Annotated in this window: 23 protein-coding genes and 2 pseudogenes; 14 read left to right on the top strand and 11 right to left on the bottom strand. The window is 55.5% G+C overall.

Going from position 1 to position 24,861, the window contains the following annotated elements:
* The first annotated feature begins 128 nt into the window (after positions 1-128).
* The 10 genes from KI236_RS12045 (at position 129) to KI236_RS12000 (ending at position 13,799) form a co-directional block, all read left to right on the top strand.
* Positions 129-1,187, top strand: a complete 1,059-nt coding sequence (locus KI236_RS12045) for a YqaJ viral recombinase family nuclease (protein ID WP_212822252.1) — start codon at positions 129-131, stop codon at positions 1,185-1,187.
* A gap of 1 nt (position 1,188) precedes the next feature.
* Positions 1,189-3,420 carry an SF1B family DNA helicase RecD2 gene (gene recD2 / locus KI236_RS12040; protein ID WP_212822250.1) on the top strand — a complete coding sequence of 744 codons (2,232 nt, stop codon included), beginning with the start codon at positions 1,189-1,191 and terminating at the stop codon, positions 3,418-3,420.
* Between the two features lie 88 nt (positions 3,421-3,508).
* Complete coding sequence (locus KI236_RS12035) at positions 3,509-4,417, top strand: hypothetical protein (RefSeq protein ID WP_212822248.1); 909 nt, start codon at positions 3,509-3,511, stop codon at positions 4,415-4,417.
* Between the two features lie 39 nt (positions 4,418-4,456).
* Positions 4,457-6,151 (top strand): YodL domain-containing protein, encoded by a 1,695-nt coding sequence (locus tag KI236_RS12030; protein ID WP_329958981.1) that lies wholly within the window; start codon positions 4,457-4,459, stop codon positions 6,149-6,151.
* An 84-nt stretch (positions 6,152-6,235) separates the two neighbouring features.
* The gene (locus KI236_RS12025) at positions 6,236-7,084 is read left to right on the top strand and encodes a Cas9 inhibitor AcrIIA9 family protein (RefSeq protein WP_212822246.1); all 849 of its coding nucleotides are present in this window, start codon (positions 6,236-6,238) and stop codon (positions 7,082-7,084) included.
* Entirely contained in the window at positions 7,081-9,096 is a 2,016-nt protein-coding gene (locus KI236_RS12020) for a PcfJ domain-containing protein (RefSeq protein ID WP_212822243.1), read from the top strand. Before KI236_RS12025 ends, KI236_RS12020 begins: the two co-directional genes overlap by 4 nt.
* Before the next feature lie 17 nt (positions 9,097-9,113).
* Positions 9,114-9,323 (top strand): hypothetical protein, encoded by a 210-nt coding sequence (locus KI236_RS12015; protein WP_212822241.1) that lies wholly within the window; start codon positions 9,114-9,116, stop codon positions 9,321-9,323.
* Positions 9,316-11,313, top strand: a complete 1,998-nt coding sequence (ligA, locus tag KI236_RS12010) for an NAD-dependent DNA ligase LigA (protein ID WP_228738176.1) — start codon at positions 9,316-9,318, stop codon at positions 11,311-11,313. The genes KI236_RS12015 and ligA overlap by 8 nt, the downstream gene beginning before the upstream one ends.
* A gap of 165 nt (positions 11,314-11,478) precedes the next feature.
* Positions 11,479-12,744 (top strand): hypothetical protein, encoded by a 1,266-nt coding sequence (locus KI236_RS12005; protein ID WP_212822239.1) that lies wholly within the window; start codon positions 11,479-11,481, stop codon positions 12,742-12,744.
* Positions 12,745-12,755: 11 nt separating this feature from the next.
* On the top strand, positions 12,756-13,799 hold the full coding sequence (locus KI236_RS12000; protein ID WP_212822237.1) for a zinc-binding metallopeptidase family protein: 1,044 nt from the start codon (positions 12,756-12,758) through the stop codon (positions 13,797-13,799).
* A gap of 105 nt (positions 13,800-13,904) precedes the next feature.
* Here the strand turns inward: KI236_RS12000 and KI236_RS11995 are convergent, their stop codons facing one another.
* The 7 genes and pseudogenes from KI236_RS11995 to KI236_RS11970 all read right to left on the bottom strand — a co-directional run bounded on the left by KI236_RS11995 (position 13,905) and on the right by KI236_RS11970 (position 16,797).
* Positions 13,905-14,093: a helix-turn-helix domain-containing protein gene (locus KI236_RS11995; RefSeq protein WP_228738174.1), complete on the bottom strand. Its 189-nt coding sequence runs from the start codon at positions 14,091-14,093 to the stop codon at positions 13,905-13,907.
* Positions 14,086-14,490 carry a sigma-70 family RNA polymerase sigma factor gene (locus KI236_RS11990; RefSeq protein ID WP_212822232.1) on the bottom strand — a complete coding sequence of 135 codons (405 nt, stop codon included), beginning with the start codon at positions 14,488-14,490 and terminating at the stop codon, positions 14,086-14,088. Before KI236_RS11990 ends, KI236_RS11995 begins: the two co-directional genes overlap by 8 nt.
* A 301-nt stretch (positions 14,491-14,791) precedes the next feature.
* Entirely contained in the window at positions 14,792-15,139 is a 348-nt protein-coding gene (locus tag KI236_RS11985; protein WP_212822227.1) for a helix-turn-helix domain-containing protein, read from the bottom strand.
* A 282-nt stretch (positions 15,140-15,421) separates the two neighbouring features.
* Positions 15,422-15,619, bottom strand: a pseudogene (locus KI236_RS11980) (helix-turn-helix domain-containing protein); the annotation flags it as partial.
* Positions 15,526-15,741, bottom strand: a complete 216-nt coding sequence (locus KI236_RS12380) for a nitrous oxide-stimulated promoter family protein (protein ID WP_408059072.1) — start codon at positions 15,739-15,741, stop codon at positions 15,526-15,528. The pseudogene KI236_RS11980 and the gene KI236_RS12380, both read right to left, overlap by 94 nt.
* 160 nt (positions 15,742-15,901) lie before the next feature.
* Positions 15,902-16,411, bottom strand: coding sequence for a ferritin (locus KI236_RS11975; RefSeq protein ID WP_196059343.1), 510 nt, complete (start codon positions 16,409-16,411; stop codon positions 15,902-15,904).
* Positions 16,408-16,797, bottom strand: a complete 390-nt coding sequence (locus KI236_RS11970; protein ID WP_212822225.1) for a Fur family transcriptional regulator — start codon at positions 16,795-16,797, stop codon at positions 16,408-16,410. The genes KI236_RS11975 and KI236_RS11970 overlap by 4 nt, the downstream gene beginning before the upstream one ends.
* Positions 16,798-16,991: 194 nt before the next feature.
* Here KI236_RS11970 and KI236_RS11965 point away from each other — a divergent pair, with 194 nt between their 5' ends.
* From KI236_RS11965 to KI236_RS11950, 4 genes and pseudogenes are all read left to right on the top strand, one after another.
* Positions 16,992-17,408 carry an RrF2 family transcriptional regulator gene (locus tag KI236_RS11965; protein ID WP_212822223.1) on the top strand — a complete coding sequence of 139 codons (417 nt, stop codon included), beginning with the start codon at positions 16,992-16,994 and terminating at the stop codon, positions 17,406-17,408.
* A gap of 11 nt (positions 17,409-17,419) precedes the next feature.
* On the top strand, positions 17,420-17,740 hold the full coding sequence (locus KI236_RS11960) for a thioredoxin family protein (RefSeq protein WP_212822221.1): 321 nt from the start codon (positions 17,420-17,422) through the stop codon (positions 17,738-17,740).
* A 10-nt stretch (positions 17,741-17,750) separates the two neighbouring features.
* Positions 17,751-18,674: a thioredoxin-disulfide reductase gene (gene trxB / locus KI236_RS11955; RefSeq protein WP_212822219.1), complete on the top strand. Its 924-nt coding sequence runs from the start codon at positions 17,751-17,753 to the stop codon at positions 18,672-18,674.
* An 11-nt stretch (positions 18,675-18,685) separates the two neighbouring features.
* Positions 18,686-19,204 (top strand): annotated as a pseudogene (locus tag KI236_RS11950) (ClbS/DfsB family four-helix bundle protein).
* Positions 19,205-19,396: 192 nt separating this feature from the next.
* On the opposite strand, the gene KI236_RS11945 reads toward KI236_RS11950, so the two are convergent.
* From KI236_RS11945 to KI236_RS11930, 4 genes are all read right to left on the bottom strand, one after another.
* Positions 19,397-20,578, bottom strand: coding sequence for an FprA family A-type flavoprotein (locus KI236_RS11945; RefSeq protein WP_212822218.1), 1,182 nt, complete (start codon positions 20,576-20,578; stop codon positions 19,397-19,399).
* Positions 20,579-20,671: 93 nt separating this feature from the next.
* Positions 20,672-21,535 (bottom strand): nitroreductase family protein, encoded by an 864-nt coding sequence (locus KI236_RS11940; RefSeq protein ID WP_212822216.1) that lies wholly within the window; start codon positions 21,533-21,535, stop codon positions 20,672-20,674.
* 169 nt (positions 21,536-21,704) lie between these two features.
* Positions 21,705-22,916: an FprA family A-type flavoprotein gene (locus KI236_RS11935; protein WP_212822214.1), complete on the bottom strand. Its 1,212-nt coding sequence runs from the start codon at positions 22,914-22,916 to the stop codon at positions 21,705-21,707.
* 18 nt (positions 22,917-22,934) lie between these two features.
* Positions 22,935-24,848, bottom strand: coding sequence for an acyl-CoA dehydrogenase family protein (locus KI236_RS11930; RefSeq protein ID WP_212822213.1), 1,914 nt, complete (start codon positions 24,846-24,848; stop codon positions 22,935-22,937).
* Between the last annotated feature and the right edge of the window lie 13 nt (positions 24,849-24,861).

Raw genomic sequence — 24,861 nt, 5'->3', positions numbered from 1 at the left:
TTGTATCGGTATCGAGAAGGAGACCGGCGCAGGCAGAAACTCAGGAAAACGGAGCGGAAGGCGGCAAAATACCGCCGCAGCTATACCCGCGTTGTACCCCATCAGACGGGGCAGCGGAGGGTATAGCCATGGCAGTCGCAAGCGAGTCTTATGCGCCGTCAGTCCTGGTCAGCACGGAGCGTCTTCCTGAGAAAGACTGGCTGGAATACCGGCGCAGGGGGATCGGCGGCAGCGATGCAGCCGCCATATTAGGAATCTCACCGTTTGCTACGGCACGGGATCTCTACTATGACAAGCTGAAAATCGTGCCTTTTGACGACTCGGAGAGCAACTGGGTAGCCAAGAAGATGGGGCATCTGCTGGAGGATCTGGTAGCAGAGATATTCCATGTGAAAACGGGGTATCGCATCTATCAGATCAAGAAGATGTTTTATCATCCGGTGCATACGTTTATGCTGGCGGATATTGACTATTTTGTAGAGCTTCCCGGAGGGCGAACCGCGATCCTCGAAATAAAAACCACCAACTATAATGCAAAGGATCACTGGTGGTCCGAGGATGGGCAGGAGATCGTTCCCCTCAACTATGAGGCTCAGGGGCGGCACTATATGTCCGTGATGAACATTGATGAGGTCTTCTACTGCTGCCTGTACGGCAACAATGAAGATGAAGTCATCATCCGGCATATCGACCGTGACCGGGACTATGAGGCGGAGCTGATCGCGCTGGAGCGGGATTTCTGGGAGAACCACATTCTCACCGGCATGCCCCCACCCTATACGGAGGACGGCGATCTGATCCTCAACAGCGTCAGGCGTCATTTCGGGCCTGCTGACCCATCGGCACCGGAGCTGATACTGGAGGGGAATATGGCACTGCTGATCACCCGGTATCTGGAGCTTCAGACCCAGCGAAACGCGGAGAAACGAAACTATGAGCACATTGAAGCGGAAATGCGGCGGCTGCAAGGCCGTATCGTCGCAGAAATGGGACGAAGCTGCACGGCTGTCTGCCAGGGGCGTGAAGCGGCTTACAGTATCAGCTATAAGCCTGTGCGTAAATCCGGCATCAGTAAGGACAACCTGCAGCGTTTGCAGGCGCAGCACCCGGACATCTACGAGCAGTACGTCACTGTTTCGGAAAGCCGGCGCTTCTATGTGAAAAAACAACGAGAGGAGGCTGCATGAGTTGGCTTATACAGGCATCTATGAACGGACGATCTTCTATAACCCTGTCAACAAGTACAGCGTGATCAGCGTAAAGACCTCAGACCGTTCTATCCCAGAAAAGGCTCGCAGCGCGTACCGGCATCGGGACAATATGATCCATTTTGCCGCCGTGGGCTATGAGCTGCCGCGCACCGATCAGGTCAGCATGATACTGGACGGTGAGTGGAAAGAGGGTAAAAACGGCTTTCAGTTGCATGTGACGAAATGCGAGGAGGTCGTACCTCAGACCCGCGAAGGGATCAAGGGGTATCTTTCCTCACGGCTTATCAAGGGCATTGGCGGCAAAACCGCCGAGCTGATCGTAGACCGGTTTGGCGCAGATACACTGCATGTGCTGGAGAATGAACCGGAGAGGCTTTTGGAGATACGGGGCGTCAGCAAGGCAAAGCTGGAGGAGATCATTGCCTCCTATAACGAGAGCCGAACCCTTCGTGATCTGATGCTGCTATTGGCCCCCTTTCAGATCACCCCCACCACCGCCACGAAGATTTATGACCATTTCGGCGCACACAGCGTGGATATTCTGCGGAATAACCCCTTCGAACTCTGTCAGATATCCGGATTTGGCTTCAAGCGCGTGGACGCGATCATGCGAAAGAACAATTGGCCGCTGAACTCACCCATGCGCATCCGCGGCGCGGTATTTGCCGCGCTGGAGGGCGCAAAGGGAGATGGCGGTCATCTGTATCTGGATGCAGAGCAGCTTCGCAAGGAGTCCATGGCTCTGCTGAACAGCATGATCCCCGTTCCTCAGATGCGGGTAAAGGCAGATGATCTGGAGGCTGTGATCGACGACATGCTGCTGCAAGGCAAGATCATCAACAGCAACGGCAACTATTATCTGGTCAAGACCTTCGCGCAGGAGGACGAAACCGCCCGCAGCATCGCAAGGCTGCTCTGCCGCCCGGTAGAACGGGTGGATGTGCAGGACTTGCTGACAAGGGTACGGCGTCAGTTGGGGGTCGAGCTCTCTCTGCAGCAGACGGAGGCTGTTCACATGGTATTCCGCAGCGATCTGTCCATCATTACCGGCTCACCCGGTACCGGCAAGACCACCGTCCTGAAAGCGGTCATTGAGGTGTTCAAGCTGCTGAAGCCATCGGAGAATATCCTGCTGGCAGCCCCCACCGGCCGGGCAAGCCGCCGCATGGCGGAGAGTACCGGCGTAAACAATGCCAGCACGCTGCACAGCCTGCTGGGACTGTTTGGTGAGGATGGTGGCTTCCGGAAATGTGAAGAAGATATGCTGGACGCAGGCCTTATCATCGTGGATGAATCGTCTATGATGGATATGTGGCTGGCGCGGCAGTTCTTCTCCCGCATTGGGCCGAACACGAAGGTTCTGCTGGTGGGCGATGCAGACCAGCTGCAAAGCGTTGGAGCCGGTGATGTGTTCCGTGAGTTGATCGACTGCAGGCTGATCCCTGTGACGGTGCTCAATGAGATATTCCGTCAGAAGAAGGACAGCCTTATCGCCTATAACGCACAGAAGATCAACAACAATGACACCGGCTTTTTCTACGGCAATGATTTTACTGTCTGCAAATGCGCCAACCAGGAGGAAGCCTCCGAACACCTACGGAATCTCTATCTGGCACAGGTGAAGCAATACGGTGTAGACCGCGTGCAGATCCTATCGCCCTTCCGCTCCACCGGCGCGGCCTCCGTTGACCAACTCAACGAGGCGATCCGCGAGCTGGTGAACCCGCAGACGGAGGAAGCCGATCTGAAGGTGGGCAGCCTCTATTTTCGGGTAGGTGATAAGGTGATGCAGAACAAGAACAGTATTAAGGCGTCCAATGGCGATATTGGATTTATCCGCAGTTTTCGCCATGATGAGCGGGACGGTATGCGCATATCGATCCAGTTTTCGCCCACGAGGGTCGTGGAGTACTCCATGGAGGAAATGGGCCATGTGGAGCTTGCCTATGCCACCACCGTCCATAAGGCGCAGGGCAGTGAGTTTGATGTGGTGTTATTCCCTTTACTGAGGAGCCATGCTCGGATGCTGACGCGAAGCCTTGTCTACACGGCTATCACCCGCGCTAAGTCAAAGGTTATTCTGGTGGGTCAGATCGGCATGCTCTACATGGCGGTCCATAAAGACGATACCGGAAAACGCAACACGCAGTTAGGACATAGGATCTCACTCTATACCAATACGTTCAAAGTGCAGCAGCGCAGTGCTTGAGTATCACTGTGAATATTTTGTAAAAATGAGGCAAGCGCGTTAAATCTACGCCCTGTCTCATGTTTTTATTTAGAAAGGAGCTTTTGAAATGAATACACCCGAATCCACTTTGTTCAATGCTGTCCCCGTCGTGTCTGAGCTGAACCGTGTCGCAGGCTTCGATCCGTTGCGATTCTTGAAAAAGACTGCCAACGGACACGAGCTGGACCTGCGATATAAAAAGCTCTGGTTCCGTCTGAAATATCCTGCCGGACGCACGCGGCTGACGCCGCTGCGCATCACGGATCAGTTGGCGATCATCGAGGCAAAGGTCTTCTTCGACAAGGATGATGCCGACCCCGCCAGCAGCTACATTGCCACCATGACACAGGAAAACGCGCCTGCCGGTCTGTATATTCAGGCTGCGGAGCATGATGCTCTGGACATGGCACTGACCAACGCCGGCTTCGGCATCCAGTTCGCACCGATGCCCAAGGCGGATACGCCTTACGCAGAGCCGACCACGCCTGTTATGCGGAGCGAGCCTGCCCCTGCACCTCAAGCGGCAGCGGAACAGGTCAGAACGGAACCTGCTGCGGTACGGGCCGACATTGAGCCTGTGGTCGTACAGCAGCCTGAACAGGACGTGGTTCACCATGCAGAAAAAGCCGTACCTGACACGGCGCCGGTGGAAGTCTCTGCGGAACAGCCTGCGGAGGCCGTTGTAGAGCCTGCGGTAGAATCGGAACTGCCCTTCGTATATGACGAGCCCAGTGCCGCCAGTTATACCAAGGACATGGATGTGGATACCATCTGCACTCTGATGACCGAAGCGGAGGCCGAGGAAATCATCGTGCCCATCGGCACATGCAGCGGACAGACGCTCAAGCAAGTCGCCGAGCGGCGGCCAGCCAGCCTCAAGTGGTATGTGAAGGGCTATTCCGGGGATGACAATATCCTGCGGGCCGGCGCCAAACTGATGCTGGACAAGCTCCAGCGTCTGGCAAATGCCAGCTGACAGACGAATCGTTCAAGATGATGGTAAGGAGGTGGCGCGGTGGCGCAGCCACAGGAGTTCCCGTTCAATATCATGGATGTGGCTGAGCTGCTGCATCTGCATATCCGGCGTAGGCAGGCGGACAGCGTATATGCCGACTGCCCGATCTGCGGTGATAAGCGGGGGAAGATGAACATCAACTTTGCTAAAAACCTCTGGCGCTGCAACTACTGCAACGAAGGCGGCGGGATGCTGTCTCTCTACGGAAAGGTATACGGGATCAGCAATTCCGAAGCCTACCGTGAGATCTGCGACACGCTGCAAAACGGCCTTACGGCGCCGGAGTACACCGTAAAGGAACTGCCGGAGCAGACGGCGATCGAGCAATCCGTCCTTGCCTCACCGCAGGAGATCCACCAGACATTTTCCATGCTGCTGGAGCTGTTGACGCTTACGTCTCAACACCGCAAGCATCTCCGGGAGGTGCGCGGGCTGTCCGACGAACAGATAGAACGGCTGGGGTACAAAAGTACCCCGCCCTTCTACCTGTGCCGGTCACTGGCGCAAAAGCTGCGCAGCCGAGGCTGTAAGGTGGAGGGCGTTCCCGGCTTCTATGTAGGTAAGGATGACAAATGGACGGTCAACTTCAATTCCGTCACGGCAGGGATCATCATCCCCGCCAAAAGTATTGATGGGATGATACGCGGCGCACAGATCCGGTTGGATACGCCTATCCGAGATCAGGAGAGCGACCCTGACAAGAGCGGGACAAAGTACCTGTGGCTATCCTCTGCTTCCAAGAAACGCGGAGTATCCTCCGGCAGTCCTGTCCATTTCGTGGGCGATCCGTTTGCGCGGGTTGTCTATGTGACGGAAGGGCTGTTGAAAGCGGACGTGGCCCACTTTCTGATGGATCGCTCCTTTGCGGCTACGGCAGGCGCCAACAACGTCAACAAGCTGGATATGCTGTTCGCGCTGCTATCTGCCAATGGCACAGAGGTCATCATTGAAGCCGAGGATATGGACAAGTATCACAACGCCGCTGTCAGCAAGGGCGCGTCGAAAATCTATCTCATGGCACGCAGCCATGGGTTGGAGTGCCGCCGCCTGACGTGGGATCCGAATTATAAAGGCATTGATGACTGGCAGCTTGCCATGCGGCAGAAAAAAGAGCAAAGAGATGTTTCTCAAATGAATTTCAGAACGCGGTTTGTCTGCGGGCTCTGTTCCTTTGACGCCATCAGTGAGGAGATCGCCGCATGGCACGAGAGGAACACCGGCAGCAGTACGCTCCACGATCACCTGGGTCTGAGTGAGCAGGAGTACGCCCGCTTTTTGCGGGATGGTGACGCGGCACTGGAGCAGTATCTTTTATCCCTGCGAGCGCAGCAGTATTTCCGTATCTACCAGCCGGATGTATCTGAGGGCAAGGCCGCAGATTTCGCCTTTGGCGGGATCAGGGCTTTGCAGAAGGCCGGCTATGAACAGCCGCCCGCCTCGGAGTACGCGCTGGTCTATGAAGGAACTCTGGTGTGTGAAGTGCAGCAGGACAACGCCATCCGCCTGAAACTGGTGGCGGCGCGATACAGCGGCGAGCTGCCTGCGGACTATCATGGACGCAGCGTTTCACCCTCTACGGTGATTGAGTTCTTTGACGAAAACGGGCGCAGATACTTTTACTGTGATGGGAATGATAAATTCCTGCCGGTAAAATTCTCGCCAAAGCTGGCAAAAGATAAACGGGAACGGCACTGAGCTGTTCCACCATAAACGAACGGCATCGGGCAGGTGTTTCTATCACCCGCCCAATGCCGTTTTATTTTGAAATGGAGGAGCCTTATGGGAGTATATTCAGAGATAGCCGCAGACTTGCGGGATAATGTACAGGATCGAAGCCCGACGATACAGGACGCCGCAGAGTTGGCGTCCAGACGGGCAGACGACCGGCAGCAGGCTGAGGAGGAGCAGGCGAAGGCTCTGCTCTCCCAGATGCAGCAAAACGCAGATGATTCCCCTTCACCTTCCAATCTGGAAGCAGATAAAAAGGCGGAAGAGGATCGTAAGCGGCAGGAGCATGAGCAGGCTGAGGCCAAGCGGAAAGCCGAGTGGGAGGCCAGGCAGCGAGCCAAGGAGGAAGCTGAACAGGCCGCATGGGAAAACGCGGTAGCGATGAGCGATGACGAAGTGATGGCCGCCTCTATGAAGCGTGTGGGCGACGATTCCGAACGACTGACACGCCGCAACATGAAGCAGTGCGTCACCGAGTATATCCAGACGCTTTGCCTTGAGGATGTGGCCTTTGCCCGGAATGTCATGCACCCCCGCAAGAACATGGTCAACTGCTTCCGCTATATCAACCGCAAGGCGCTTGAGTTTGCCAAGCAGGAGATGGAGGACAATGACGTTAAGCCCTCAGCTGAAGGCTATGGCACCGATGTGCCGGACGGGCTTTGCTACCAATGGGCGGAAGAGTATTTCAAGGATCTGAACGCAAAGGAGGATCGCGGACAAGAAGAAAAGTTTGTTCCCAGACCGTATTACGGCGGCAGGAGCAGCACGACGAAAAAGGCAGAGAAGAAAAAAGCGGAGAAGCCCGCCGCCAAGAAGGAGAAGGCTGCCAATACAGCAAAGGAAAATGAGTCGTTGGACGACCAACTCTCCTTCGATAGTCTGGAGGTGAGCGCATGACGCGGAAGATAGACAAACGCGCCTGCCGCAAGTTTGCCATACCGGAGCTGGAATTCAATCTGAATGAAGGTATACTTCATGTGGAGCGCTGCCCTTATATTATCCGCACAGCGGTGCACAATATTTCCGGGCAGCGTATCCTGGTACTCTATATCTATCAGAGTGAGAACATTCTGGCGGGCAGTATCAAGCCCCGTTGGGTCGTTTTCCAAGGACGGGATGATTTTGCCACTCTTTCCCTTAGAGAAAATGCCAGTGCAACATGGCAATGCTCACCATTTGATTATTTGAATCGGGTATGCCGTTTTGACACCAAATGCGCTTTCTATCGGCAGCAGGACGAGGCTCGCGCAGCCCATTTTTGCAAATGCGCGCACAGTGCCATTTCGGCGTTAATTTGTCTGCAATGGTTGATTTCTCGTCGCAAGGCTCTGGAGCGTAAGAGGAAAAAGCAGCGTGCGATCATAGAGCGGATGAAATATGTGCCAGTGCTGCCCCGCGACCTGAAAGGTTTTATCCACCGCGAAGTCATGCCGCAGTATATCTTCTATGATTACCAACGGAAAGCGCCGGGGCATGCATATTGTACCGCTTGTCGGCACGAGGTCAGTATTGCGGCAGCTAAGCACAACACCTCCGGCCTCTGCCCTCGCTGCAAAAAGAAGATCACATTCAAGTGCAGAGGAAGGCGTGGACGTGTTTTTGACCGCGAAACGGTTCAAGTGCTGCAAAAGGCAAAAAATGGCGAGCTGTTGCTGCGGATCGTAAAAGCATACCGCACTTTTACCGATGCGGATACGCCGGTTTACTTTTCCGTATATGAAAATGCACGTCATTTTATTTCACTTTGTTCAGATGGTCATTGCAGTACGTCGCCCTATTATCTTGCGCCCGCCTACAAGGATGATCTGACGCCCTGGAAATGTGGGTATCGCCCGCATTTCTTCTCGTGGCGCGATAGTTTTGAAGGGGACACAGCAGGGCATCTATACTTTAGGAATCTTGCAGAACTCTTACGGAACACCCCGTGGCAGTATTCACAAATAGAAAGATTTGCCCGAATCGCTGCCACCATGGATGCCATCCCGTACCTGAACGCATACGTACAGTGGCCGGTGATCGAATATTTGGTCAAGGCAAAGCTGTTCAGACTGGTCTCAGACATCGTATATGGATCTTATCATTTTATGATAGGCAAAACGGTAAACTGCGAGGGGAAGAATCTGCAAGACGTCCTGAAGCTCGACCGTTCCTGGCTACCATTGCTGCAGGAAGTTGATCCCGGCATTGCACAGCTTAACGTTATCCAATGGTTTATTTACGCCGGGAAAAAGCCTGATGCTTCTATGATGAAGTGGTGCGCAAATAATGCCATACAGGACGTTTCGGTCTTGGCTGAGTTGCTTTCTCATATGACTATGCACAAGTTGATGCGCTATGCGGACGCACAATACGAGATACGCATTGCATCCACAAAGACTCCCGAATATATACGGTACTACAGCATGGCAAATCTTCTTGCCGATTATCGTGACTATCTTCGTATGTGTAAGGAGATGCAATATAACGTAGAGAGCAGCTTTATACTGTTCCCGCGTAATCTCAAATCCGCGCATGATCATGTGGTTGAGGCACTGGATGTCAAACGTACAGCGGAGCAGGAAAAAGCTATTGCAGACAGCTTTGAGGAATGGCAGAGGCTATACCAATATAAGGGGAAAGACCTTATGGTGATCCCTCCCCATTCCTCGAAAGAACTGATAGACGAGGGCACTGCTCTTCGCCACTGTGTCGGCAGGTATGTTAAGCGGGTCGCGCAGCGTGAATGCGTCATTTTATTTGTGCGAAAGGTAGCCGAACCGGACAAGTCGCTTTGTACCGTAGAGGTCAGAGACGGACAGGTTGTGCAGACAAGGGGTTTCGATAACGAAGACCCTCCGGCAAAAATCAAGGCTTTTATTGAACGATGGAAACGACAGGTGCTGTGTGCCGCAGATAAGACCGCAGCTTAAAAAAGGAGTTGGACAGTATGAAACAATTAGGAAATCTTGCCATCGTCTGCGCAAAACGCGCAGATGTATCCTTGCATATTTCGGAGGGCCAGGTCTTCGTGCGTTGTGACACCATTTCCCCGCAGCCATGGTCTGCACCGTGGAATGACGATAACGCTATTCTTGCCATGATCCGAAAGCTGAATTTCGGTGATAGTACCAACGAAAGGAATGAACATAATGGCTAACGCAGTAGAAATGAGCACTATGAGAAAGCTGGTCGCACAACTCAACCAATACCGGCACGAATACTACAACCTCAATGCCCCCAGCGTAGCAGATGATGTGTACGACTATATGTACGATGAATTACTGGCGTTGGAGGAGCACACCGGTGTCTGCATGGCGAATTCGCCCACACAGACGGTTGGGTATCCTGTCGTGTCAGCATTACCAAAGGTCGCACACGACATTCCCCTGCTATCGCTGGATAAGACCAAGAGCATTGAGGATCTGATCGCATTTCAGGCAGGGCGTACAGTTGATCTGTCACTGAAGCTGGATGGTCTGACAACAGAGTTGATCTATGAAAACGGTCAGCTTATCCGCCTCTCAACGCGCGGAGATGGGTCTATCGGTGAGAATATCACACACAACGCAAAGGCGATCTCCGGCATTCCCGAACGCATCCCCTATGAAGATCGATTGGTGGTTGTCGGCGAGAGCTTCATCCACAACAGCGATTTTGAGAGTCTGAAATCCATCACGGACAGCGCAGGCAATCCGTATAAAAACAGCCGCAATCTGGCAGCCGGTTCCATAAGGGCTTTTGACGCAGCGATCTGCGCCCAGCGCCATGTGTCATTTCTTCCCTTCTCGGTTTTGGAGGGATTCGAGGAGTACACGGACTGGGCAAACGGAAAACATGCGCGGCTTCTGAAACTCACTGAGTTTGGGTTCGGCGTCATTCATGCCGTACAGTTGCAGGATGGCGACAAGGCACAATATGAACAGCTCATAGCCCAAATGCGCGAGGCCGCAGAAATGAGCGATCTCCCCATCGATGGTCTTGTCCTGACCTACGATGAGGTGGACTACTCCAGGACCTGCGGGCGCACCGGTCACCACTTCAAGGATGGACTCGCCTTCAAATTTGAGGACGAGTTATACGAAAGCGTCCTGCGGGATATCGAATGGACTCCTTCGCGCACCGGCGAGATCGCGCCGGTGGCGGTACTCGACAGCGTAGTGATCGATGGATGCACCGTATCGCGTGCCAGCCTGCACAACTTATCTTTCATTGAGAGTCTTGAGCTGATGCCCGGCTGCCGTGTGCTGGTGTCCAAGCGGAATATGATCATTCCTCATATTGAGGAAAATCTGGAACGTGGGCATTTTGATCTAGATGCTGTAACGCCGAAGCACTGCCCTTGCTGCGGTGCAGAAACGCGGTTTCATATTACAGACGGAGGGAAAAAGGCACTCTTCTGTGATAACCCAGACTGCGCCATGCGAAAGCTTCGGCGGTTCGTGCATTTTGCCAGTAAAAAAGCTATGGATATTGAGGGCTTATCCGAGGCCACACTGGAGCGTTTGATTGCTCGCGGCTGGCTACACAGTTTCACAGACGTCTATCGCCTGGATCACTATATGCAGGAGATTATCTGCATGGACGGATTTGGCGAGAAATCGTGGGATAATCTGTGGGGTGCTATACAGCGCAGCAGAAATACCACATTTGAGAGGTACCTGATTGCCATGGACATCCCGATGATAGGTAATCACGCCAGCAAAGTGCTGGCGAAGCAGTTTGGCAGCTCGCCTTCCGCTTTCGAAGAAGCCGTGGAAAATGATTTCGATTTCTCACAGCTTCCCGATTTTGGAGAAACACTGCGCCAAAACATTCATCAATGGTTTGCACAAGAAGAGAATCGTATTCTTTGGGAGGAATTACAAGAAATGGTGACGATCCAAACCGTAACTACCGAAACGCACTCAATGGAGGACAACCCGTTCGTGGGCTGCACGATGGTTGTGACCGGAAAGGTCGAGCCTTATACCCGCAGCGGCATCAACGCGAAGATCGAATCGTTGGGTGCTGTGGCCGGCAGTTCTGTAACAAAAAAGACCGACTATCTGATCTGTGGTGAAAACGCCGGCAGTAAGCTGGACAAGGCACGTGCCTTGGGCATCCGTGTACTGTCACCGGGCGAGTTTTTCCGGATGATCGGAGAATGAGGCGCAGGCGTTAGTCGCAAAAGGGGTAGAGAGCGCAGTGCTCTCTACCCCTCCACTCTAAAATGCAAGAAAGGTGTGAATGAAGTGAAAGAGCTCACAGAGCTGAAAAACGAGTTTTATGAGGTTATGTACAAATACGAAAAGAGTTTTTCGGAAGAGGGTGTTATGGCTAATCTGACAGCCTGGCAGACAGCGAAAGCGGATCTGCTTTCACTGCTGCGGCGTCATCCCAGTTGGAACGAGGATGAACAGGCCATCATCTTCGACTGTAATCAGGCCCTCTCTATTCAGCCTGATATGGTAGATGAAACGGCCTTCACGCTGCTGGACATCGCCTCTGAGATACTCAGCGGTGAGCAGCTGGAGGATTTTCGCACAGCACTGCATGCGGCCGTGTCAGGCTATAGCTGCACCGTTTCTGAAGAAAATCTGGAGATCCTACGCCAGCGCGGCGGGATACGCTGTGCCAAAGATCAGAAGGCCAGCCGCATTATCGGAAAACTCTGCAAGAAATACGGCGTCGATAGACATACCCGGTACAACGCCGTTTTTGCACAGCTTGCCGACGCTCTGAACCCGTTGACCATGCAGGAGATCGGAGTTCTCTCCGTACATCCCTGTGACTTTTTGGAGATGTCCAGCAAATCCAACACATGGGTGTCCTGCCATCGCCTTAGCGACGGAGGATACCAGGCGGGTTGTCTTTCCTATATGAACGATAGAGTCAGCATGGTATTTTATGCCGTAGATGCCGATGTTTCTGGGGAATACCGCAAAGCCATACGCCGATACCGGCAGATGTTTTTCTATGAAAACGGCACCCTGTTCCAGTCCCGGCTTTATCCTGCCGATACAGGAAACGCGCTGGAAGTGTCCAAGCTGTTCCGCCATCTGGTGCAGAAGGCTATTTCCCGATGCCTGACGGAACCAAACCTCTGGTATCTGAAAACAAAACGTCCTGACTTGAACGCCCATCTCTCGACCTACCGAGGCAGCTTACATTATCCGGACTATAATTATCACGGCAATCTCTCGGTCCTGCAGGGACATAGAAAAGACACGGAGTTGACCATCGGAGCTGCGGCTCGGTGTGTCTGCTGCGGCAATGAGCTGCGGAGCAATGGTGCCATCAAGTGTTCTTGCAAAGAGGTGGTCGTCTGCCGTAAATGCGGGCAGACGGTAGCGCGTGGTCAAGGAATCTATCTTGAAGATGGTTTTTATTGTAAGACGTGCCTGCATATTTGCGCCGCCTGCGGCCGCCCCACTTTAGGCACTATGTACCCAGCCTATAACCGGCGCGGCACCTTGGTGGAGGTCTGTCAGGACTGCTACCAGCAGTTGACCTCCGGTTGCGCATCGTGCAGCATGGCCTCCGCCTGTCGTGCTATGGGTCATACGCTTTGTGAAAAAGCCACCGTGGCGGTGGCGTAAGGAGGAGCATAATGAATATTTGCGAAGCTATGGGAATGAGTATATCCCATTTTGAAAGCATCTTGAAGATGACCCAGCGCGAGCTGAAAGAGCATCTTGTGCAGCAGCTGCGCACGCACGACTATGAACCCGTCTGCAAAAGCGGATTTCTTTATGCAGAAGGTACTGTCCCCGTGTTGCTGGTCGCCCATCTGGACACAGTTCATACCCACCGGCCGGATATCATCTGCTGCTCCGAGGATGGACGCTACCTGATGTCGCCCTACGGGATCGGTGGTGATGACCGTGCCGGTGTGTATATGATCCTGATGCTGATGCGCGAGTGCCATTGTCATATCTTATTTTGCGAAGACGAGGAGCTCGGCGGTGTGGGTGCAAGGAAATTTACCAACAGCAAGCTGCGTCCGGAGGTCAACTATATCGTTGAATTGGATCGGCGCGGCAGAAATGACGCCGTATTCTATCACTGCGATAATCCTGACTTCACAGAGTTCGTTTGCAGCTTCGGTTTCAAGGAGAACTCCGGCTCGTTCAGCGATATCTCTGTGGTCGCACCGCACTTGAAAACTGCGGCTGTCAATATCAGCGCAGGTTATTTCAATGAACACCGTCCCCATGAGATGATCGACACCTATGCCATGTGCGAGAATGTCCGCAGGCTAACCGCTATGTTTTGGCAAAACACCTGTCACTTCCCGTATAAGGAGCGCGTACACGCACGCGGCTCCATGTTTGGAGAGCAAAGCAGCCTCTTTGCTCCGATGGTGGAAAGACCGTCGCGGGCAGCCACATGTAAGCTGTTGATGCCCCTGCCGGAAGAAACGCGGCTTTATATGGGGCAGCATCAGATTGGCTCTGCACCGGAATATAGGATGGATCGTTCCGGGAACCTCTATATGTACTTGGAGCGACTGAATGCCGCCGTAGAGGCAGACGGGGTGTTCGCCTGCGATGCAGGAGGTCATCCACCCGTGTTCTCGGCGGTCTGCGAAGGGACGAGGTTTCTGCCGGTATACACCTATGAAGAAGCCGTTGAGAGACTTGAAAATGCATAGTTATTAGTGAAATTGGGAAGCCCAGCTCGCCTTTCATGCGAACTGGGCTTCTTCCATGCAGCGGCTAAACCATAATTTCCTTAGAATGCGACGGGAGATTTCTCTCTATCGAATATTGAACTTTGCCACGCACTTCAAGAACAGCAGGCACAGTTCCTGAAGCAGATCCTCATCAAAGATCCCGTTGACCACGGATTCCTTGTATAAGAGCGGGTAGTACATATGCAGAAGTTCCTCCATTGCAGACGAATCCCCGTTCTTCGCACTCATGAACAGCTCCATGAAATCATTCACCTTTACCACCTCCCACAGCGTTTCTCAGGCGCAAGACCGTGCGATGATAGGACATGGCCGCAGCTCCATAGGTGATACCGAGCGACAGCGCGATCTCGGAAAGACTCATCTCTCCAAGGACTTTAGACAGAAATATGTAACGCTCTCGCTCGCTTAACCCTTGCATAGCAGCGAACAGACGCTCATTCTCCAATCGCTGCATCAGCGGCAGCCCACAGAAGAAGTCCGTTTCCTCACATAATTCCATCACCTCGCTGTGTCCCTCCATGGACAGTTCTGTCCGAAGAGCTGTGGAAATTCTCCTTAAATACGTTCTTTTGTAATTGCGAATCGCGGCAATCAGATAGGCTGTAAACTGGTTCTGTACCGCGCACGACTTGTACTGACTATCCCGCATGGCAGCAGGCCTCCTTTATCATAATGGTTTCGTTGGGGGAACGGCCATTATGGGCGGACCTCTGCACCGCACGACATTTTTCGTTGCTTTTCGACACAAGAAAAACGCCCGCATTCTGCTCAGGGCAGAATGCGGGCGTTTTGATATACGGCGTTGTCTCAGCTCAAAACGTATTCGCGTAAAGGGCTGTCTTTAGCGTCACTTTGTATCTTGTCCATAGTTCAGGCAAGGTCTTTTTGGTGTGTGTCGGTAAAAATGAAGCCCAACCTTTGCAGAATATGCAAAAGAGGGCTTATCCCCTTTATTTATCTTCGCTTCGGTTACGGTGCAGGCTTGCCTTCAGTGCCGTGACAGTATCCGTGATGATTTTTACTTCATCCTCGTTACAATCTGCGACCAGATCAGAAAGCCAACTGTTCAGGACAGGCCGCGCACTGCGCATTTCCATGCACAGCACCTCGGCGGGATCACAGTTCAGAATATTCATCATTTGCACAAGCAGCTTTGTGCTGGGAATCGTCATGCCGGTTTCAATATGGCTGATATGTGTAGACCCCACATCAGTCATCGCAGCCAGCTGCTCCTGCGTCATGTTTTTCCGTATGCGCGCTTCCTTGAGCCGTGCGCCTATAAATGCGTAGTCTATCATACAAACAAGTCTCCTGCAGATGAAGTGTTCTTAACTTGTATTGTATGTGCATTTTGCTCATGTTTTAATATCCTAAATGTGCAACCGCCTATATACTTATAGTCGCAAGGAAATTTATGCCGTTTTTTGGTACATCAGAGTATTATTTGCCTAATTAAGTCAAATTTTTTCGTTGAAAGGTCAACAAATCTCAAAAAGCCGGCTCGCAGCACACTTATAGCGCACACGCCGACAAAAGCGAACCATCCTACCACGCCGCACGCTTCCCTGTTTTTTTCACCGCTACCCTAACTGCTCCGTCACGGCAAAGTGGTTTTTCTCATACCGGATCAGCCCGTCCCGCTGCATGAGGGACAGCTCGTTGCTCAGCGCGCTGCGCTCCACGTTCAGGTAGTCCGCCAGCTGCTGGCGGTTGTAGGGGATGTCGAATTCATAGCTGCCGGTGCGCTTGATGCATTCCGAGAAATAGGACAGCAGCCGCTTATCTCCCCGTGTGGGCATCTGTCCCGCCGCTGCCGGGCGTATTCCAGCAGGGCGGCACACGCCGGGCAAAGCTCTTCACCCCTTCCCCCATGCACGTCTCGGCAATACCGGCGCACCATGAGGGTAACGGTTTCGATCTCCTTTTCCTTGTTCAAGCTCCGAATTCCTTTCTGTTTTATACACGGTTAGTTTCATCTAACTGCCTGTCAGAAGAAAAGGCAGGCCACCTGTATGCAGTCTGCCTTTTGTCTGATGCGAAGGCCCGCAGCCGCGCAGGGCTTACAACACCAGCGAGGGCGCTGTGTAGACCCGTGCCTTCAGCTCGCTGTTGAGCATATACAGCCCCTTGCTGTCACCGCCGAACAGCTCCATTTTGGTGATAAGATCGGCGGCGTTCTTCTCCTCCTCGCCCTGCTCCTTAATGAACCAGTCCAGCATCTGCATGGCGCGGAAGTCCCTGGCCTCATACGCGGCGGCGTAGATGGCGTCGATGCTGGCGGTGACCAGCTTCTCATGCTCCAGCGCTTTCTTCAGCGGGGTCATGTGGTCGCCTCGTTCCCACTCCGGCTTTGCGATAGCCTCAAAGGTGACGCCCTCGCCGTTATTCTGCAAATACTGATAGAACAGCATGGCGTGATCCCGCTCCTCCTGCGCCTGTACCCGGTACCAGTTCTCAAAGCCGTCTAAGCCCACGGCGGCGTAGTAGTTGGCAAAATCCAGATACAGATAGGCGGAGTAGAACTCCTTGTTGATTTGCTCGTTGAGCAGCTTCGATACATTAGCGTTCATTGGGTGCCTCCTTCAGCGTTGTTTTCTTCCTGTTTCCTGCAATCGGGACAGATATACCTGATTTTAAGATCATACGAGAGGATCTCCCGTCCCAGCGCGTGCTCGATCCGGCTCTGTATATCCGGCAGGTGAACGTCCGCGATTTTCCCGCACCGGCTGCAAATCAGGTGATCATGTCGTTCCGTCCGGTCGTACCGGTCCGGCGAACCCTGCTCGGTGATGCGGAGCAAAAGCCCCTCCTCCGCCAAACCGTTCAGGTGCTTATATACCGTACCCAGAGCGATGCTGGGATGCTCCCTCTTCATCTCCAGGAACACCTGCTCCGCCGTGGGATGCTGCTGCAGCTCCGTTACGGCGGCCAATATCTCCTCTGCGTATTTCGGCATACTGCGCCCCTCCAAAATAAGAACTATTCTTATTCTTGTTTTCCATTATACGCATATTCGCCCTGTTGTCAACAGCTATGGAGGGCTTCCGCTGAAAAATTGACGAAAAAGCTTGACACGCCGAACTGTATCTGTTATAGTCACAGTAGAAACTGTACTTGCCACAAGCACAGATTATCGCAGGAGGGATGACCATGGACAGTTCCTTTAATCTGGCGGTTCACGCGCTGGTCTGCCTGAGCCACAGCGGACGCTCTCTCAGCAGCGAGGCTCTGGCGGAGAACATCTGCACCAACCCCACCCGCGTTCGTCGGGTGCTGGCGGGGCTGAAAAAGGCGGGAATGGTGGAGACCCGGGAGGGTCTGGACGGCGGCTATCGCCTTTGCACCGACCCCGCAGCCCTTTCTCTCCGGCAGGTGGCGGAGGCGATAAATACCCGCTTTGTGGACTGCGCGTGGCACAGCGGGGACATTGACCGGGACTGCGCCATCTGCTCCGGTATGGCAGGCGTGATGGACGCGCTGTACCGGCAGATGAACGAGCAGTGCGCCGCCTACCTCTCGCACATCACGATCACAGATATTGAAACACAACTTTTTGCACAGAAATAGGAGGATATACGATGCTTACCATTACGACCAACAGCTTTGAAAATGACGTCCTGCATGCGGACAAGCCCGTGCTGGTGGATTTCTGGGCCCAGTGGTGCCCCTACTGCCGCCGTATTGCCCCGGCCTTTGACAAGGTGGGTGAGCAGTACGCCGACACGCTCATCGCTGGCAAGATCAACTACGACGAGGAGCCGCAGCTCATCGAGCGCTTCGGCATCGACACCATCCCCACGCTGATGCTCTTCAAGAACGGCGAGGTGCTCGGCTCCATTGTCGCGCCTGGCTCCAAGGCGGCCATTGAGACATTTATCCGGGAAACGCTGGCGCAGTGAGGGCGTGGCTATGGAGCGGATCTATGATATGATCATCATCGGCGGCGGCCCCGCCGGATACACCGCCGCCCTGTACGCCGCCCGTGCCGGGCTTTCCACGCTGGTGCTGGAAAAGCTCTCCGCCGGCGGGCAGATGGCGCTGACGGAGCAGATCGACAACTACCCCGGCTTCGAGGACGGCATCGATGGCTTTACGCTGGGCGAAAAAATGCAGCAGAGCGCCGAGCGCTTCGGTGCGGTGACGGAGCTGGCGGAGGTCTACAAGGCAAGCCTTTCCGGGAGGATCAAGACCTTGGACACCAGCGAGGGCGTCTTTCAGAGCCGCACGGTGGTCATCGCCACCGGCGCGACACCCCGCCCCCTGGGCGTTCCCGGCGAGGAGGCACTCGTTGGCAAGGGCGTTCACTACTGCGCCGCCTGCGACGGCGCGCCCTATCGGGGCAAGACCGTGGCGGTGGTGGGCGGCGGCAACTCTGCTGCGGCAGATGCCCTGACCCTGTCCCGCATTGCAAAAAAGGTCTACCTCATTCACCGCCGGGACAGCCTGCGGGCTACGAAGGTCTATCATGAGCCGTTGATGAACGCGCCCAACGTAGAATTTTGCTGGAACAGCACCGTTTCCGCTCTGCTGCACGACAGCCGCCTGACGGGGCTTCGGCTAAAAGATGTCAACACCGACGCGGAACATGACCTCGCCTGCGACGGCGTGTTCATCAGCGTGGGACGTGCCCCGGCGACGGAGCTGTTCCGACGCGAGCTGGCACTGGACAAGTCCGGCTACATCATCGCGGACGAATCCACCCGAACCAGTCTCCCCGGTGTGTTCGCCGCGGGCGACGTGCGCACCAAGGCGCTGCGGCAGGTGGTCACCGCCGTATCGGACGGCGCGGTGGCTGTCCACTACGCGGAAGAATATCTGGCGGAGAACCGGTAAAGGAGACTGTCTTGAGAACATACAGGGATAAAGAGGATCTCAAAAGCGAGATCCGTCAGAGCTTTGAAAAGTACATTTCTGAGTTTGATACGGTCCCGGAAGCCCTGAAGGATAAAAGAGTACCCGGTGTGGACAGGACACCGGCAGAGAATCTTGCGTATCAGGTGGGATGGACAACGCTGCTTTTGAGCTGGGAGGCTGACGAGAAGCGCGGAATGGACGCGAAAACACCGTCGGAGCAGTTCAAGTGGAACCAGCTGGGCGGCCTGTACTAATGGTTCACGGACACCTACGCCCATTTGTCCTTGGCGGAATTGAAGGGCAAATTATGTGAAAATATCGCCGCTATCCAGACCATGATCGATTCCATGAGCGAGGAGGAGCTGTTCCAGCCGCACATGAGACGGTGGGCGGATGACGCCACCAAAACAGCGGTGTGGGAGGTTTACAAATTTATCCACGTCAATACCGTCGCGCCCTTCGGAACGTTTCGGACGAAGATCAGGAAATGGAAAAAGGCAGTGCTGTAAATTGCAAGGAAGTGCAGCAAAAAGCGCAGCCGCAGAGAACATCTGCGGCTGCGCTTTTATCCATTCTCAAGGCTTCAGCCTCACGCAGCACCATATTGCCGTCTAAATCAGCAACGCCGTTTCACTTTTGAAGTATCGGGTGGCTGGACGAAGCCAGCCTCGGCGCTGGCATACCGTCCGGTCTCCCTCCGCCTACTCCGCGCAGAGCTCAGCCACCAGAGCATCCATCTGCGCCTCACTGGTTTGGTTCAGTGCGCCGCGCAGCGATACCTCCGTTTCGCACAGTCGGAGATCCTTCATCTTTTCCAGCTCGGCGCGCATCAGCCGCGCAGCGGCGGGTGCCCAGGATCCGTTTTCCATCAAGCCGACCCGGCGGCTCCGAAAGCCCTTGGCCTGCAAATGCTCCAAAAAGGCCTTCATGGGTGGAAACAGTCCTCCGTCATAGGTGGAGCTGGCCAACACCAGCTTCCCGCAGTAGAATGCGCTGGTCACGGCATAGGAGAGGTCTGTCACTGTCAAATCGCACAAGGTAACTCGCACGCCTTTTCCCTCCAGCTTACCCTTTAGGGTCTCCGACGCGCGGGCGGTGTTTCCGTGGATGGACGCATGCGCGATCAGTATGCTCTTCGGTTCCTCCGGTTTCCACTGTGACCACAGGTCATAAAGCTGCAGATACTCCTCCAACCCCTCTGTGAGCATCGGGCCATGGAGCGGGCAGATCGTTTTGATCTCCAGTGCGGAGACCTTTTTCAGCAGAGCCTGCACCTGTGCGCCGTATTTCCCGACGATATTGTAATAATACCGCCGCGCCTGCGGCGCCCACGGGGCGCGGGCAGTCCGCTCCAGTGCGCCGAAGCGGCCAAAGGCATCCGCTGAAAACAGGATCTTTTCCGTTTCCTCATACGCTGTCATTACCTCCGGCCAGTGTACCATCGGCGCCATCAGGAAGCGCAGTCGGTGCGTACCCAAGGAAAGCGTATCTCCTTCGCCGACCTCCAGCATACGGCCCTCCGTCAGCGCACCTGTGCCGAAGAACTGCTTGATCATGGTAAATGTTTTCGCATTTCCCACGAGCTTCATCTCCGGGTACCTTTGCGCCAGATGCATGAGGCTGCCGGAATGATCCGGCTCCATGTGTGTGACCACAAGATAGTCGGGGCTACGCCCCTCCAACACCTGCGCTACATTGGAAAGCCATTCCTCCGCCGCCCGTGCGTCCACGCTGTCCATCACGGCGATCTTCTCATCCAGAATGACATAGGAGTTGTAGCTCACTCCCATAGGCTGGACGGGGTACTGGTTTTCAAAGAGTGTCAATGTGTTGTCGTCCGCCCCTACATAGCGGATCGCATCCGTTACCGTTCGAATGGCCATCGGAAAAACACCTCCTGATCTTCTGTTTGGAACCGGCATTATCCGGTTTTTCTATCTGAATCGAATGCCCCAATAGGGACGGAAGCAGCTCCGCTACACCCGGCACACGGCCGCCGCGCGATGCCCTGCGGGCAGGCCGTCCGGCGCATCCGGAGAAAGCTCCCAGCGCACCTCTCCCGCCCACCGGGAGGCGACAGCGGAGAAGTGGAGCAGCACGATGCCCAGATCCAGCGCGGCGTCAAGGTTGTCGGTGTAGGCGTCCTCCTGCTGCACCAGATAGATGCTGTGGCCGCGGACAAGGAAGCCGTAGGGCTGGCGGTTGAGGTAGCTGGGGGACAGGGAGGCGGCGTAGAATGCCTGCCAGAGCATATCGTCATAGAAGTCCATCATTTCATCAAGACCGGACTTGTTGCTCCAGCTTTCCATGTGAACCAGCTCATGCACGCTCTTTTTCGGCGCGTAATACTGCTGCTCGGCCTGCACGTCGATCTGCGACATGCTCTGAATGTTCATCCGCAGCTTTTTCGCCGTCTTTTCCCCGTAGCCGAAGGCCACGATGGCCGCCACCTCCAGCGGGGTGGTAAGGGACAGAGCCTTTTTGATCTTGTCGCTGTCGGTAAAGGTCAGCCAGCAGGTGTCGATGTCCAGCTCCGTCAGCTTGAGGACAAGATCCTCCATCATGTACCCGGCGTTGACGCCTGCGTGGATGTGCCGGGCGGACATAAGGAGCAGATAGTGCGGCGCACCGATGAGGAACTGCTGGTAGCCCGCGGAGCTTTCCAGTGCCGGCTGCGCGTCCTTATCCAGCACGATCAGCTCCGTGGCGATCTCCGGAACAAGGCGGGGGCAGGTCTTTTCGTAGTAGGTGCGAAGCTGGGCGAGTGCCTCGTTCGGCACCTCCTTTCCGCGAAAGGCGCGAACGGACTTGCGGTTTTGGATCATAGCACTGTAATTCATGGTAGCATCTCCTTTCCGAAACTCGTTTTGTTACGTTCTGACTTGCTGTGCCTCTTTTGGAAAAAGGGCGGACAAGCGCGGGATCGTGCTTGTCCGCCCCATCTCGCGGAATGCGGTCTCCCCGGCAGGGAGGCGGCAGCCTATTTCTTTCTTTCACTCCCTGCGCCGGTCACTGCACGGACTCCAAAATCGCGTCCGCCAGCGTTTCCAGCTCAACGGCCTTGTCCTCCCCCAGCGAGGAGGCAAGACTGAGCCGCTCGTTGAGCACCGTCATGTTCTTCAGCTCGTCGTTGACGAATTTTTGCATGAGGTCGCCGGACTTCACCGCCCATGAGCCGTTTTCAATGAGGGCAAAGGTACGGTTTTGCAGGTTCAACGCCTTCATGTCCATAAGGAAGTCGTGCATGGCGGGGTAGATGCCCAGATTGTAGGTCACCGAGGCCAGCACGATGTGGCTGTACTTGAACGCCTCGGAGATCAACTGGGACACATGGGTGGAGGACACGTCGTACAGCGCCACACGGCGCATGCCCTTGTCGCAGAGCCGTGCCGCAAGTGCCTGCGCCGCGTTCTCCGTGTTGCCGTACATGGAGGCGTAGACGATCAGCACGCCCTTTTCCTCCGGCGCGTACCGGCTCCACGTGTCGTACTTCTCAATGAACCAGCCCAGCTTCTCCCGCCACACCGGGCCGTGGAGGGGGCAGATATACCTGATCTGATCCAGGATCCCGCCGGCCTTTTTCAGCAGGAGCTGGATGTGGGGGCCGTACTTGCCCACGATGTTGGTGAGATAGCGGCGGGCATCGTCCAGCCAGTCCCGCTCAAAGTCCACCTCGTCGGCAAACAGCTTGCCGTCCAGCGCGCCGAAGGTGCCGAAGGCGTCGGCGGAGAACAGCACGCCGTCGGTAACATCGAAGGTCACCATGGCCTCCGGCCAATGCACCATGGGCGCGCCCACAAAGGTGACGGTGTGCCGGCCGAAGGAGAAGGTGTCCCCCTCCTTCACCTCGATGCACTCGTGGTCGTCCACGTGGAAGCCGAACTGCCGCATGAGCATGAAGGCCTTTTCGTTGGAGATGACCTTCACCTTGGGGTGCCGCAGCAGGATCTCCTCGATGCAGGCGGCGTGATCCGGCTCCAGGTGGTTGATGAGCAGATAGTCCAGCTCCCGCCCGTTCAGGACGTGGTTCAGGTTCTCCAGCAGCTGGCGGCAGGCGGACCAGTCCACGGTGTCGAACAGCACCGTTTTCTCGTCCAGCAGACAGTAGGCGTTGTAGCTGACGCCGCGGGGAATGGGGAAGCAGTTTTCAAACAAGGCAAGGCGGTGGTCGTTGGCACCCACCCAGTAGAGGTCGCTGGTCACATTACGCACACAATACATATCTCATACCCTCCCGGCTCAAGCCTTCACAAATTGATCCTTGCCCTCCGCGCACTCCGGGCATACCCAGTCGGCGGGGAGCTGCTCAAACAATGTACCCGGCGCGATCTCGCCGTCCTCGTCGCCCAGCTCCGGCACATATTCGTAGCCGCAGCCGCCGCACACATAGGTGTCGCCGATGGGCGTGGGCTTGGGCGGCGTGGGACGCTTCATCTTCACCATCGGCGGCGCGGGCAGCTTCTCGCCGCTGTCCATCGCGGCAGTGAGCAGGGGCAAAATCTCCATCACGTCGCCCACGATGCCGTAGTCGCAGTTCTTGAAGATAGGCGCGTTGCCATTTTTATTGATGGCCACGATGGTGGAGGCATCCTTGATGCCCTTGAGGTGCTGGGTGGCGCCGGAGATGCCGCAGGCGATATAGAGGTTGCCGGTGAACTTCTGCCCGGACATACCCACATAGCGGTCAAGGGGCAGATATTTCAGCGTCTCCGCCACGGGACGGGAGGAGCCGATAGCCGCGCCGGCGGCCTTGGCCAAGCCCTCCACCAGCTTCATGTTCTTCTTCTCGCCGATGCCCTTACCGGCGGAGACCACACGCTCCGCCTTGGGAATGGGCGTATCCATGGGGATACCCACGGAGAAGTCATGGCCGTCCTTTTTCAGTGCCGCCACCAGATCGTTGACCTGCTGGGCGGCGTCGCCCTCCCGGAAGATGGTGCGCTTGCGGATACCGGTGATGGGCGCGGGCTTCTTGGCCGTTGAGCGGCTTTCGCCGCCGCTGCTCTTGCCCAGCCTGCCGATGAGATGGGAGGCGATGACCACCCGCTGGATCTCGTTGGTACCCTCATAGATGGTGGTGATCTTGGCGTCGCGGTAGGCCCGCTCCACCTCCATCCCCTTGAGGAAGCCGGTGCCGCCGTGGATCTGCACGGCGTCGTTGGTGACCTCCAGTGCGATGTCTGAGGCGTACATCTTCGCCATGGCGGACTCCATGCCGTAGGGGGCGTGCTGCTCCTTCAGCTCCGCCGCGGAGTAGACGAGGAAGCGGGCGCAGCGCAGCTTGGTGGCCATATCCGCCAGCTTGAAGGAAACGGCCTGCTGTGCCGCGATGGGCTTTCCGAACTGGACGCGCTCCTTGGCGTAGGCCAGCGCGTGCTCAAAGGCCCCCTGAGCGATACCCAGCGCCTGCGCCGCGATACCGATGCGGCCGCCGTCCAGCGTGGACATGGCGATCTTAAAGCCGTCGCCCTCCTTGCCCAGCAGGTTCTCCTTGGGCACCTTCACGTCGTTGAAGATCAACTCCGCCGTGGAGGAGGAGCGAATTCCCATCTTGTCGTAGTGGTCGCCGAATTCAAAGCCCTTCCAGCCCTTCTCCACGATGAAGGCGGAGATGCCCCGGGTGCCGATGTCCGGCGTGGTGACGGCGAATACCACATAGGTGTCCGCCTTGGGCGCGTTGGTGATGAAGATCTTGCCGCCGTTGAGCAGGTAGTGGTCGCCCTTGTCCAGTGCTGTGGTTTCCGTGCCGCCGGCGTCCGACCCTGCGTTAGGCTCGGTAAGGCCGAAGGCACCCAACTTCTCGCCTCTTGCCAGCGGCACGAGATACTTCTGCTTCTGCTCCTCCGTGCCGTAGGCGAAGATGGGCCACGCGCCCAGCGACACGTGGGCGGAGAGGATCACGCCTGCACCGCCGTCCACACGGGCCAGCTCCTCCACCGCCATGGCGTAGCTGAGAATGTCAAGGCCCGCGCCGCCGTATTCCTTGGGGAATGGCAGCCCCAGCCAGCCCAGCTGTCCCATCTTTTTGACAGGTTCGTCAGGGAATTCATTGTTCTGATCCAGCAGGAATGCAAGAGGCTTGATCTCCTCCTCCGCAAAGGCTCGGATCTTGGCGCGCAGCTCCTCGTGCGCGGGTGTGGTCTGAAACAGCATACGGTGTACCTCC

Source organism: Vescimonas fastidiosa (genome assembly GCF_018326305.1).
Classification (GTDB): Bacteria; Bacillota; Clostridia; order Oscillospirales; family Oscillospiraceae; genus Vescimonas; species Vescimonas fastidiosa.
This window is presented reverse-complemented; position numbering and strand designations above follow the sequence as displayed.